Consider the following 13,014-nt stretch of genomic DNA (forward strand, 5'->3'; position numbering starts at 1 on the left):
AGATTCTAAATGAATGTATAACACCGAAAAACGAAACTTGAAAAGCTAATTTTCAATTTTCAATTTTCAATTTTCAATTAAACATGGTGGCTGAAGAATCATTAAAGTTGTATTATTCTATCGGAGAAGTAGCCGAGATGTTCGGAGTCAACACGTCATTGATCCGGTTCTGGGAAAAAGAATTCGACGTGATTAAACCTCACAAAAATAAAAAAGGGAACCGTCAATTTACGAAAGCGGATGTCGATAATTTCCATCTGATCTACCATCTAGTCAAGGAAAAAGGAATGACACTAAAAGGAGCCCAGCAACAACTCAAGAACCGGAAGGACGAAACCGAATTACACTTCGAGGTCATAAAACGCCTGAAAGGAATTAAGGAAGAATTGTTATCCATCAAAAACCAGCTACCGTAATAATTTAGATTTTAAATTTTAAATTCTAAATTTTAAATTCCAAATATGTATATAAAAGAGATTATTTCGCTCATAGAAGCCTATGCCCCGTTAAAACTTCAGGCAAGTTTCGATAATTCCGGATTACTTTGCGGGGACCCGGAACGGGAATTAACATCCATACTACTATGTATTGATGTCACCGAAGAAGTTGTAAAGGAAGCGATTGATAAGGGACACAATTTAATTATTTCCCACCATCCACTCATTTTCAGCGGGCTAAAACATATTACTCCGGCAACTTACGTGGAGCGCTGCGTGATTGATGCCATCAAACACGACATCACTATTTACGCTGCACACACGAACATGGACGTGGTTGCCAACGGTGTAAGCGGACGTATGGCAGATAAACTCGACCTGCACCATCGACAGATTCTTCAACCGGAAGGAGACCCGGTGGACGGTAACGGATTCGGGATTATCGGCGAGTTACAACAACCCGTTGAAAGCATGGCCTTTTTGCAGCAAGTAAAAGAAATATTCCGGTGTGATAGGCTACGTTACACAACACCTCATACATCCTCCATACAACGGGTTGCCGTTTGTGGTGGAGCCGGAGCCTCCTTTTTCAAGCAGGCCTTGGCCGGACAGGCCGACATATATATATCAGGGGATTTCAAATATCATGACTTTTTCCTCACGGAAAACCGCATTATGATTGCCGATATTGGCCATTACGAAAGCGAACAATTCACAAAAGAGATATTTTATGAGATACTTACAAAAAAAATATCTAAATTTGCGGTTCAGTTTTCTGAGATTAATACAAATCCGATTAAGTATTTATAATATATGGTGACGAATAACAATGAGAAAATGCAAGAGCTGACAGTTGAAGAAAAACTGCAGAACCTGTATGAATTACAAAGAATTGACACCGAGATCGATAAAATCAAGACTCTACGGGGAGAATTACCGTTAGAAGTTCAAGACCTTGAAGACGAGATCGCGGGATTGGAAACACGTATCGAAAACTTGAAGGTTGAATTAGGCGAACTTGACAAAACCTCTTCCACTCGGAAAATGGACATCAAGAAAGCCGAAGAAGCGATCAAAAAATACAGTGAACAATTGGATAACGTTCGCAACAATCGCGAATACGATGCTTTAAGCAAGGAAATCGAATTCCAGAAACTGGAAATTGAATTACAGGAAAAGAGAATCCGGGAAGCTCAAAAAGCAAAAGCAGAAAAAGAAGCGCTAATGGAAGAATCCAAAAAGCGTTACGAAGACAAAGTATCTGACTTGGAGGCTAAAAAAGGTGAATTGAACGACATTATCAATGAAACTCACAAAGATGAAGAGTCTTTGCAAACCAAATCGGAAGAACTCGCAGCAACCATTGACGAACGTCTATTAACGGCATATCGCCGTATCCGTTCCAACGCCCGCAATGGATTAGCCGTTGTAACCGTTGACCGTGATGCATGTGGTGGATGTTTCAACAAAATCCCGCCACAGAGACAGTTAGACATCCGTTCTCGGAAGAAAATCATCGTCTGCGAGTACTGTGGTCGTATTCTCATCGATAAATACATCTGTGACTACGACGGTTCGCAACAAAAAGCAGACCTTGAAGCTCTCCTGGATGCACAAAAGAAAAAAGGAAGAAGACTTAGAAAATCAGAAGAATAAAAAAACAAGGCTGCTCGACAAGGCAGCCTTTTTACGAATATATAATTTTAATCTGAATTAAAATGATCCCAACAAACTATGATCCGCGAACGAGCGAAGAGAAATGGTATCAATACTGGTTGGAACACAGATTTTTCCATTCCACTGTTGATAAAAAGAGAACTCCGTATTGTATTGTAATCCCGCCACCTAACGTCACGGGAGTCCTGCACATGGGACACATGCTGAACAACACGATACAGGACGTACTCGTCAGACGCGCCCGTTTACTGGGTAAAAATGCTTGTTGGGTTCCGGGAACCGACCATGCCTCCATTGCCACGGAAGCCAAAGTGGTAGCCAAACTTAAAAGTGAAGGCATCGAGAAAAGGGACCTTTCCCGGGATGAGTTTTTAAAACACGCTTGGGCTTGGACTGAAAAGCACGGGGGGATCATCCTCGAACAATTAAAGCGATTGGGTGCATCCTGCGATTGGGACAGAACTTGCTTCACGATGGATGAGATTCGTTCTGCCAGCGTGATAAAGGTATTTATCGACCTGTATAACAAAGGACTTATCTATAAAGGAGTCCGGATGGTTAACTGGGACCCGTCGGCCAAAACAGCCGTATCCGATGAAGAAGTTGTTTACAAAGAGGAACACAGTAAATTATATTACCTACGTTACCGTATTGAGGGGACAGAGGACGAATATATCATCATTGCCACGACCCGCCCGGAAACTATCTTGGGTGATAGCGCCGTGTGCGTGAATCCCAATGACGAGCGTTTTCGTCATTTGGCCGGCAAGAAATGTATTGTCCCCTTGGTAAACCGGGTGATCCCGATTATTCAGGACGAATACGTGGATATGGAATTCGGTACCGGAGCATTAAAAATCACCCCGGCACACGACATCAATGACTACGAAATCGGTTATAAACACCATCTTGAAACCATCGATATTTTCAATGACGATGGTACATTAAACGAGAATGCACAGCTTTTCGTGGGTAAAGATCGTTTTGTTGTGCGTCAAGAAATCATCCCCGAACTGGAAAAAGCGGGTAACCTTGTAAAGATAGAAGACTACAATAACAAGGTAGGATATTCCGAGCGGACTAACGTGGTTATCGAACCCAAACTATCCATGCAATGGTTCCTGAAAATGAAGGAACTAGCCAAACCGGCCTTGGATGCCGTGATGAACGACGATATTCTCCTAACCCCGGCCAAATACAAGAACACGTATCGCTATTGGATGGAGAACGTGAAAGATTGGTGTATCAGCCGCCAATTATGGTGGGGCCACCAGATTCCGGTATACTACTTGCCGGATAGCAACGACTATGTGGTTGCCGCAACTCCCACGGAAGCAGTACAACTGGTGAAGGAGAAATTCGGCAAAGACATCCCGGTTGACCAATTACGTCAAGATGAAGATTGTTTGGACACTTGGTTCTCGTCTTGGCTGTGGCCTATCTCCGTGTTCAACGGCATTTTGGAACCGGACAATGAAGATATTAACTATTACTACCCGACAAATGACCTAGTATCCGGGCCGGATATTCTGTTCTTCTGGATGGCAAGAATGATCATGGCCGGTTATGAATATCGCCACGAGAAACCGTTCTCGAACCTGTACCTCACGGGAATCGTTCGGGACAAACTCCATCGCAAGATGTCTAAGTCTCTCGGTAACTCTCCGGACCCGATTGACCTGATCAATCAATATGGGGCTGACGGTGTACGGGTTGGTATGTTATTGTGCGCTCCCGCCGGGGGAGACCTTCTTTTTGATGAAAGTCTTCCGGAACAAGGACGTAATTTCACGACTAAAATATGGAATGCATTCCGCCTAGTCAGCAACTGGAAAGTCGCAGACTTGGAACAACCCTTGCATTCTAAATTAGCTCTTGAATGGTTCGAACAATACTTGAACAAGTGCAAAGAAACCTTGAACACCCAATTCGAGCAATACCGGATCTCCGAGGCTCTTATGACCGTGTACACCGGATTCCGTGATGAGTTCTCCTCTTGGTTATTGGAAATCATCAAACCGGGATTCGAACAACCGATTGACCAGATCACTTATAATAAGACCATTTACCTCTTCGAGGAAATGTTACAATTACTTCACCCGTTCATGCCGTTCATCACGGAAGAGATCTGGCAGAACTTGAGAGAGCGGAAAGATGGAGAAAGTATCATGGTTTCCGTGATGCCAATCCCTGGAAAATACGACGAAAACTTCTTGAATACCTTTGAAAACACGAAAGAAGTGATCGCCGGAATCCGCACGATTCGCAAGCAAAACAACATTGCCTTCAAAGATGCGATTTCTTTAAGAGTGAAAAGTAATGACCGCTACCCGCTACAATTCGAGAGCATTATCTGTAAAATGGGTAATATCCAAGATGTAGAAATGGTCAACGACACGGTAAAAGGAGCATGGAGCTTTATCTGCGACACGGTTGAATACTTCATCCCCTCTGTCGGAGAGGTCAACACAGAAGAAGTCAGAGCCAAACTGCAAGCTGATCTAGCTTACGCCCAAGGCTTCTTGGCATCCGTGATGAAAAAACTCTCGAACGAGAAGTTTGTCAGTGGAGCCCCGGCACAAGTTGTCGAGAACGAACGTAAGAAACAAGCTGATGCCGAAGCAAAAATCAAAGCCATTGAACAACAATTGGCAGAATTGAACTAAGGTATCATTTCAAACATAAAACAAGCAGTCCGCTGTCGGACTGCTTGTTTTAAAAAAGATATAAGCCATGAGACCGTTGATACTTTTACTATTCATCTTGAACTCAGCCCTGATTATTTCATGTAACTCAAATCGGAATCGCTCGGAAAATAAACAAAAACCGGAACAAACCTTTCTGTTACACGGCCCAATACAAGAAAGCACAGCACCTAAAAATCTCACGGCATATTTCGATTCCTTACAACAACAAGGTTTCTTCATTCCCTATCACACAGATTCCACCGAGCAGCAAAAAGTCATACACACGGTAGCACTCCTACAAAAATACCAAATAGGAGAACGTAAATACTACCCGGCAGAAGAGGTTCAAGCAGCCTTGGAACTCATGCGACATGAATTAGGCTACCGCCAAAACCATCGGGGTGAAGAGCTGACAACCGAAGAAACAGGCTTCTTCTTTCGTTTTCTCGAACAAGCAGCCCGCCTATGTCCGGATGTACATTTATTAGCTGACGTAGCCTCTGCAGACCACAAAGTCGGAGTCATAAATTTTCAAGAATGGTCATACAACCCCTTGTATTCATTCCTCCTTTACGAGAACGGTAAAGGCGGTTGGAATACCACAGCCATTGATACCACCGGATACGTAAAGATCGAGAAGATATTCACCTTGCAAAAGGACGGACAAACCTACTATCTTCTTTCCAACAACTTCCAACTACTCGGCTTTTCACAATTCATTTTTATGATTGAAAACGAGACAGCCTCATTATTCCAAGGTAAACAATATGAAGAATCCATAAACCAATGGTGCGAATCCTACCCGGAAGACGCAACCATCATCTTCAACCCTCAAAAAATATGCTGGAACTTCTGCCATAAAGTCGGAGAACATTACCAGCAAATCGAAGGCACAAAGACGCTTTATCTAGAACTTGCCAAGGAACAGTCATATTTTCATGTAAAATAGTTTAATTATTAATTATCAGGCATTAATTTTCCGTTTTTCAAAAGTGATCCCAAAGGCATTAATATCGGCATAAAGAACACCAAAGCTATGATCGAAAATAATAGCCCACCGATTGTACCGATCGCAAATGAAAACCAAAACTCTTCTGCTTTCGGCCCATCAATCAAAAATGGGACCAAGCCAAGTACCGTTGAAAACTATCACTTTGTCCGGGAGCAAAGATAGTTCAAGTAATGACATGAAGCAGAGTATTCACAACAAGCAAACAATAAAACATTGCGATATCAAACTCACATTATATTTTAGCACTTTAAATAACATGAGTTCGATATAAGAATAAATTTATATCTCTGAATAATAGAAAAATAGACTTATTAGACGGTCCATTTATTCCCGCTCTAGTTCCGCCTTGATCTCATTTATCACGCTTTGAGGCCGCAACGGATATTCCAATACCCTACTCGTCACGTTCCCGGCCTTATCTATAATTTTATACGTTGGGTATCCATGTACCTCCATCTTCTTGATAATCATCTGCTGTTGTAGAGGAGGTAAATTATAATGCACAATATTTTTTCCCGTAAGATCAAATTCTTTGATCACATTTTTCCACGCCTCTTCCGGTGAGCTATAAGCAAAATACATAAATACCACTTTCTCGTTCTCGAACACCTTCTCAATGTCACCCATCAACGCCAACATATTCTTACAAGGCTCACACCACGATCCCCAGAAATCGAACAAAATCACATTTCCTCGATAAGGTTCAATCAACGCCTGCCAAAGAGAATCAGCATCCGAGATATGACTAAATTGCCCAACATCAATCAGACTCGCCTCGTAAGCTAATTTCTTACTAGCAATCTTCTGGTAAACAGCACTGGTCTCCTTCACCTTCCGGTTCAATATAGGATTTGAAATTCTAGCATCTGCCAATTTCATTATTCCCGGTAACAATGGCTTATGATCATACTCCATTCCTGTCATAAACAATTGTGCATAGCAAAGTTCTTTCAATAAAAGATCGGAAACCAACGTGTCATAGAGTAACAACTCGTATTCCCGGGTGATAACTTCCTCCTGTTCCCGCACTTCCGGCATGGAACGATAGGCATTCAATTTACCATAAAGCATAGAGTTGCCCGCTATTACCGCCTGAAACACATTTGTATCCGCAGTTTGCTGCCGACTCAAGTCCAAAATCTTTCTGTTGATATTTTCACAAGTTGCTATATCTTCTGTTGTCAATTCCTCAAACCTTCCGCCCTCCTTCAATCTCCTTAACGCCTCATAAAAACGATCATCGGGAATATAAGCCATCCCCATCCCCTCAACATACCTAAATTTTTGATGATCCACGTAACCGGTATAATCTCGCAAAAATGTTGAGTAACGTTGAGTTATAAAATAACATAAAGGTTCATTTACCGAAAAATGAGCGTTCACATACTCCATGTATTCAGGCTCAAACCGTTGCCTCCTACCTAGATTAAACCGATTTTGCATCAACGTCGCCGCGAAGTAGTATTTCCATTCATTTTCTATCGCCTCCCTGCATCTCTTTGAAAGATTCGGATATTTCCCACAAATAGAATCGAAACATGCCACCGATTTCAAATAATCTGCCTCAGCCAAGCGTAAGAACTCCATGTCCGAACGGGCAATCTCCCTCAACTCGTACATATCTCTCATCCATAACGGATAAGGGAAACACGTGTACTCCTGATGGAAACGAGCATTCTTCCCCATGAATAACACATCCTTTTTCCCGTTAATCATCTCTTCCTTCGACACATTCGGAACCGTTTTCCAATCCGAAGCATCCGCATATAACAAAACCGTCTCCCCCGGCTCAACAATAATATTTTTCCACATCCGTCCCCATGCCAATATAACTCGCAGAGGCGCACTCACGGTAAAACGAAGTGTAAACCGCCCGGAAGAATCGATTGGAGCAACGATTTCTCCTCCATCCTCTTCCAACAATTCATCATAGCTACAAGTAAACGTGTACTTCCGCAACGCCGGATGTGTCACCTTATCAAGATTACGAATATAACCGCGTATCGTGACGGTATCGGTGGTCACGAGAGGTCTTGAAAACGAAACAGTATCAACTCCTACCCACGCGACAAAATTTTTACCATCACACGGCCGAAACACTTCTCCTTTCGCGCCATCACGTGCTATGGTGATATTCCCATTCTTCCCCTGCTTGATCTTGAGTGCTATCGTCTGATTGCCATTTTCCAGTACAACCTCCATTCGTTTTTTTCCGAATTCCACTCGTTTATATTTCCAGAAATCAGAACATGCAACAGCCCCATCTTCATAAAAGCCATACTCCCAAGCTCCCGTTCCGGAATTCGCCCAGTTACCCAAAAAATTACTGTTTACAACTTTTTGCCCCACAACTACCGAGGGAATCACGAACAGCACAAGAAAGACCAGTTTTAAATAATTCATACATTACATTTTTGTTGTTCCTTCACTCGAAATCATCCGAGTGAAGGCTATAAAGGTAACAATTATATCTTTACCTCCGTTTGGGTTTCACTTTTAAATCCGGGTGACGCATATCATACACCTTTTTCCCGTATTCCGGAGTGGCAACCAAATCGGCAGGGATCTGCTTTTCTTCTTCCAAGGCTCGTTTCAACAGGTATTCCAAACCCTGCACGTAATAAAAATGGGGCATGGCATCATCCCGATCATACACATTATAAGCGACATATCTCAATCCTCGAACTTTGTTTACCAACGTTTCATAAGGCAATTCTTTATCTGTATATTCCGGGGATACTCGCACATAAAACGCAAGTAATTTCACGAACTTATGCTGGTCGATCGACGGATCTGCTTTCAAACGCTCGACTTCGGCAAATGCCTCATCATACTTTTTCTGATTAAAAAGATCGGTCATCACACGCATCTTGATATTAAAATCTTTTCCCTCGAAATCACATAACTCCTTTATAAACTGAACCGGGGCATAAGAGGTCGCCTCCATCAATTTCATATCTACTTCCTTTTTACCGAATAATTCCGTGAATTGCGAATAATTATCAGAAACTTCCTTCACGTAAGGATTTTGATACCCGGTGATACATTTACAATACAACTTCCACACGTCAGGCTCTGTTAATTTTGCCCCTTTAGAAATCAACTCATCAAAATACTTCTGAACCTCCCGACTTCCAGAAGACTTTTTATAACGGATATAATCTTTCAGAAAATCCAAATCATATTTTCCCTCAGCATACTTCTTATCCATGTACACAGAGCCTAATTTTGGGTTAATTCCCCCTTGGGCATCATAAAGAAAATCCTCTACCGGTTTGTTACTTCCACTCCGATGTACAATCTCTTGATTCTTCGGGTTTACAAAAATATAAGTCGGGTAAGAATTTACTCCATAGCGTTTTGCCAGCTCCCGTCCCTCTCCTTTTTCAGCATCAATTTTCAAGCAAATAAAATTCTTGTTATACACATCGCCTACCTGCGGCAGCACGAACACGGTCAACGACATGTTCAAGCACGGACCACACCATTCCGTGTAAAAGTCCACAAAAATCTTCTTTTTCTCTTTTTTCGCTAAAGCAATAGCCTCATCCCACGTTCCATGAAAAAAGCGAATTCCACTCTCCTGCGCAGTAACAGGAAGCAGAATCGCTAAAAATAATAAATTCAGTATTATTTTTTTCATCTTTCAATTCTATTTTATGATTACCTTTTTAAATGCACGTGCTCTATAATAAGAAGTATTCTCTCTAACCTGCGTTACTTCCATATTGCTAGTGAAATTCATCATGTGGAAGCATTTTGTACCACTCGCATCAGTTACCGTTGATGAAAGATATGCATCCAATTTATTGGTATTCACCACACTTTCTCCTCCAATCTCTTGCAACTTCTCATTTATCAACGTCAACTTGCCACTGATTGCCTGCAATTCATTGAAAGCGGGAAGATACCAACCGCCTACCCCTTTATACTCGTATTGGGCAGCCCAGATCAATCCGCTCTGGATATTGTTCAAAGGTTTTGACAGGGTGGCATTTTGCTGCACGTGTAACAACGTGTTATTTTCTCCATCATCATAATCCGGAGTAATAAAATTCGTACCGAAATCACCAAAATTAATCGTTTGATAACTTCCTTGTGTGGTAACTTCCTGTAAATTGATAATTTTTGCTTCCCGGATATTCTTATTATTCACCCAACAAACCACACCTACGGGTTCAAATTTCTCGTTATAATAAATATCCCCCACTTCAAAATAGGTCTTCGGGGCGTTCAGATAGAACGGGATTTCACAACTTGCTGTTGCTTGATTACTCGTAACTGTGAAGGTGATCGTTCCTTCACGTTCAATATTCCCGAAATAATCAAGAGGGGCCGTCAACGTTAATTTCTTCCCTTCAATTCTAGGATTCCAACTTTGAGGGGCATCTATCGAAATTTCAGCACCTTCGCTGTAATTGAATGAGATTTCGAAAGTCTGATTACATTGGGCATCTATCTCCTTAATATTGGTTGACACAAATAAATTTGCGGGATTATAGTTCAAGGGGTGACTATTCATAAATTCCCACATATCATCCAAACACTTTCCGGCATTAATCCCGTGTCCGATACCAGCAAGCGAATAGATTTCGTAATCCGCTTTACCCCCACGCCAAGAACGAATCGTAACATCCGCATATCCTTCATACCTAGCCGTATCTATTTGCATATCAGATTCAAAATACCCGCCAATCTCCCGAGCCCACTTGGCCATATTCGTGAGGACAGCACTATGCTGCACTGCGTCATCTATCTCCCCGGCAAATACCCTCACGGGTACCGCACGACTCGGAAACGGCTCCACGGAAGCACTTTGTCCTGCACGAGGAGTGATCGCAGCAAACACATCCGACCTATGCAATGCCAACGTGAAAGAAAATATGGCACCACTCGACTGTCCCGTGGAATAAATCCGGTTGGGATCCACCCGCGGCTCATTGTCTTGGGTAAAATATTTCACCATGGCATCCACAAACGGAAGACTCTTCGTGTAACCATCCCCGGCCCAGTTCACCGCACCACTGGTATCGGCCTCATTGCTAATCTCTACCGATCCCGCGGGATAACAGATAACAATATTCTCCTTGATCGCCTTTTGACATAAGAAATTTGCTTCCGAAATATTAGCGAGCGGATCCGCAATCTCATCCGGTCCGTCAAACCCATAACTCCCATGGAACTCGAAAATCAAGGAAATCGGTTTATCGGGACTCAACGTCACAGGCATGAAATACTTGAATCTCCGCTCGACCAAACTATCACCCTGCTGCACCATTAACTTCACCAAATGCATACCGGGAACAAGTTGTCCCTCGGGAAGGAGAGTATCTTTTTTCGTCGTGTCAACAGGAACCTCATCCACATTCACGTCTTCCTTATCTTGGGACAAGTAAGCACTCGTGTCGTCCGTACAGGAAAACATGGCAATAAAAGAAATCAATATAAATAAAATCCAATATTTTCTCATAACTCAAAATCTTTATAACTTAAATGTTATCTTTTAAAGTAACCCCGTCTTGTAAACACCCGTTACGCCAATACGTCTGGTATTTAATCTCCACATCCACGGGAATTCCAGCGATACCACGGGCTGATTTAGCCTCATTGTATTTGATTTGTTTATTGGAAACATCCAAATCAAAATAGAGGATATCCCCCATCAGCTCATCGGTCATGGCTTCTGCATCCATGCCATAACGAGACACACCCAACAACAACGTTTTCTCGCTACGAGACACGCACACATCCGTGATAACGGCATTAGCATCGTAGCCGTATTGAGTCAAGTCGAACAACTTATGACTATTCCCCGGAACAACATTTCCCAACATATCACTAATCGTATAGCAATACACCGCATTCCCGACCGTGAAATACAAATGATCAACATAATTGGGGACATAGAACTTCGAGGAACTCGTGATAACTCCCCCGCTAACCTCTTTCACCAAGGCTTTCGTGCGAACCTTACCTCCAATTCCAATACCCGGACCATTTTCAAGCATCACCAAACGCGTCTGTGTGCCGTTATTCAAAATCGCCAAACAACGATTGTTCGGACTCAAATTGGTCGCACTTCCCCATATCAACTCATAACCGGCATACGTTGGAATAGGATCTACGTCTCTCCCTCCGTCACCTTCACGCATGAAACCACCGTCATAGAAAGTGAATTTCCCGTGAACCTTATCAAACATGATGAAATCTCCTTGCTTTCTCCCCATATCTCCATTAGGTCCCAGTTCACTATCAGACATATCATCCCAAAAACCGAAAGGACACAAATAACCACCATCATAACGACTCCCTATATTCGCCTTAAACGTCGCTTTAGCAGAAGTATTCGTAGCCGTGTAAACGGTAAACAACTCTCCCCCGGAAATTTCAAAAAAATACTCTCCTTTCTGGAATCCGCTTCCGTACGGATTTGTTCTCCAAAAAGAAACCGAAGAGGCCATAAATTGCGTTTGATAAATAAACCCATCCCCCTCATCTTCATCCTCCGGAGGCCAAGTAGCAATCCCCTTGTACGCCCCTGCCGTTAAATAAGGCATCACCGTATCCCTCATCATCGTGCTTTTATCCAAAAGAGAAGCCTGATCATCACACAACACCAACAAACGCCCCTGTGGACATGTCACCGGCCAACCTTGATTTGACTCCATATAAGTCAGCTGAAGTCGTTGAGGATTCATCCCCAGATTCTCTCCATAACGATCGGCATAATAATTCATAACCCAATTAGAAGGCTTGTCCAAACGTAAGTAAGAAAGCTCCGCACGTCCTTTATACTTGCTGAGCACGACAATCAAATCGGCCGCAGTAGAAGAACGGATACTCAAATTAAATGGAGTATAATATTGAACCCCCGTTTTCTTGTCCGTCACGATGTAACGACACTTTTTCTCTCCGGTAGTCAAGTTGATTCTCAAATTCAAATCTTGAGTTTCGGCAAGAATACTGCTTTGGATTTCCCACGCATACGTGAATCGAGAAGTATCGCTGTATTGCGTGCCCTGCAAAACGGGTACTATTTTTAAACTATCGTCCACATCCCGCACGTAATCACGTTCAATTCCCTCCACGTGCAACTCGTTAATATCCCGGTAACTATAATTTCCAAGATCATCATAACAAGCGGTTACTGCCAAACCGCCCAACAACATACTGAATAATGATGCGTGTACTTTTTTCATAT

Annotated in this window: 9 protein-coding genes; 5 read left to right on the plus strand and 4 right to left on the minus strand. The window is 42.5% G+C overall.

All coding sequences use genetic code 11. The features are described from left to right. The first annotated feature begins 83 nt into the window (after positions 1-83). The 5 genes from I2I33_RS16600 (at position 84) to I2I33_RS16620 (ending at position 5,750) form a co-directional block, all read left to right on the plus strand. A complete protein-coding gene (locus I2I33_RS16600) occupies positions 84-416 on the plus strand; it encodes a MerR family transcriptional regulator (RefSeq protein ID WP_087419707.1) in 333 nt (110 codons plus the stop codon). Positions 417-461: 45 nt separating this feature from the next. Next, the gene (locus tag I2I33_RS16605) at positions 462-1,247 is read left to right on the plus strand and encodes a Nif3-like dinuclear metal center hexameric protein (protein WP_087419706.1); all 786 of its coding nucleotides are present in this window, start codon (positions 462-464) and stop codon (positions 1,245-1,247) included. Between the two features lie 3 nt (positions 1,248-1,250). Next, on the plus strand, positions 1,251-2,093 hold the full coding sequence (locus I2I33_RS16610; protein WP_087419705.1) for a zinc ribbon domain-containing protein: 843 nt from the start codon (positions 1,251-1,253) through the stop codon (positions 2,091-2,093). A 62-nt stretch (positions 2,094-2,155) separates the two neighbouring features. Further along, a complete protein-coding gene (locus I2I33_RS16615) occupies positions 2,156-4,780 on the plus strand; it encodes a valine--tRNA ligase (RefSeq protein ID WP_087419704.1) in 2,625 nt (874 codons plus the stop codon). A gap of 67 nt (positions 4,781-4,847) precedes the next feature. Continuing rightward, positions 4,848-5,750, plus strand: coding sequence for a hypothetical protein (locus tag I2I33_RS16620; protein WP_087419703.1), 903 nt, complete (start codon positions 4,848-4,850; stop codon positions 5,748-5,750). A 387-nt stretch (positions 5,751-6,137) separates the two neighbouring features. Here I2I33_RS16620 and I2I33_RS16625 read toward each other — a convergent pair whose 3' ends face one another. The 4 genes from I2I33_RS16625 to I2I33_RS16640 form a co-directional block, all read right to left on the minus strand. Continuing rightward, positions 6,138-8,216 (minus strand): TlpA family protein disulfide reductase, encoded by a 2,079-nt coding sequence (locus I2I33_RS16625; RefSeq protein ID WP_087419702.1) that lies wholly within the window; start codon positions 8,214-8,216, stop codon positions 6,138-6,140. 70 nt (positions 8,217-8,286) lie between these two features. Beyond that, positions 8,287-9,456, minus strand: a complete 1,170-nt coding sequence (locus I2I33_RS16630) for a thioredoxin family protein (RefSeq protein ID WP_087419701.1) — start codon at positions 9,454-9,456, stop codon at positions 8,287-8,289. Positions 9,457-9,465: 9 nt separating this feature from the next. Beyond that, positions 9,466-11,283 carry an alpha/beta hydrolase family esterase gene (locus I2I33_RS16635; RefSeq protein WP_087419700.1) on the minus strand — a complete coding sequence of 606 codons (1,818 nt, stop codon included), beginning with the start codon at positions 11,281-11,283 and terminating at the stop codon, positions 9,466-9,468. 19 nt (positions 11,284-11,302) lie between these two features. Further along, a complete protein-coding gene (locus tag I2I33_RS16640) occupies positions 11,303-13,012 on the minus strand; it encodes a PKD-like family lipoprotein (protein ID WP_162613701.1) in 1,710 nt (569 codons plus the stop codon). Between the last annotated feature and the right edge of the window lie 2 nt (positions 13,013-13,014).

The sequence above is a fragment of the Butyricimonas sp. BSD2780061689_150309_C8 genome (genome assembly GCF_015560935.1).
In the GTDB taxonomy this organism is placed as follows: domain Bacteria; phylum Bacteroidota; class Bacteroidia; order Bacteroidales; family Marinifilaceae; genus Butyricimonas; species Butyricimonas paravirosa.

Bases quoted from the DNA above. Each gene is read 5' to 3' on its own strand.
- I2I33_RS16635 (WP_087419700.1), bottom strand. From the start codon at position 11,283: ATGAGAAAATATTGGATTTTATTTATATTGATTTCTTTTATTGCCATG.
- I2I33_RS16630 (WP_087419701.1), bottom strand. From the start codon at position 9,456: ATGAAAAAAATAATACTGAATTTATTATTTTTAGCGATTCTGCTTCCT.
- I2I33_RS16610 (WP_087419705.1), top strand. From the start codon at position 1,251: ATGGTGACGAATAACAATGAGAAAATGCAAGAGCTGACAGTTGAAGAA.
- I2I33_RS16620 (WP_087419703.1), top strand. From the start codon at position 4,848: ATGAGACCGTTGATACTTTTACTATTCATCTTGAACTCAGCCCTGATT.
- I2I33_RS16615 (WP_087419704.1), top strand. From the start codon at position 2,156: ATGATCCCAACAAACTATGATCCGCGAACGAGCGAAGAGAAATGGTAT.
- I2I33_RS16600 (WP_087419707.1), top strand. From the start codon at position 84: ATGGTGGCTGAAGAATCATTAAAGTTGTATTATTCTATCGGAGAAGTA.
- I2I33_RS16605 (WP_087419706.1), top strand. From the start codon at position 462: ATGTATATAAAAGAGATTATTTCGCTCATAGAAGCCTATGCCCCGTTA.
- I2I33_RS16625 (WP_087419702.1), bottom strand. From the start codon at position 8,216: ATGAATTATTTAAAACTGGTCTTTCTTGTGCTGTTCGTGATTCCCTCG.
- I2I33_RS16640 (WP_162613701.1), bottom strand. From the start codon at position 13,012: ATGAAAAAAGTACACGCATCATTATTCAGTATGTTGTTGGGCGGTTTG.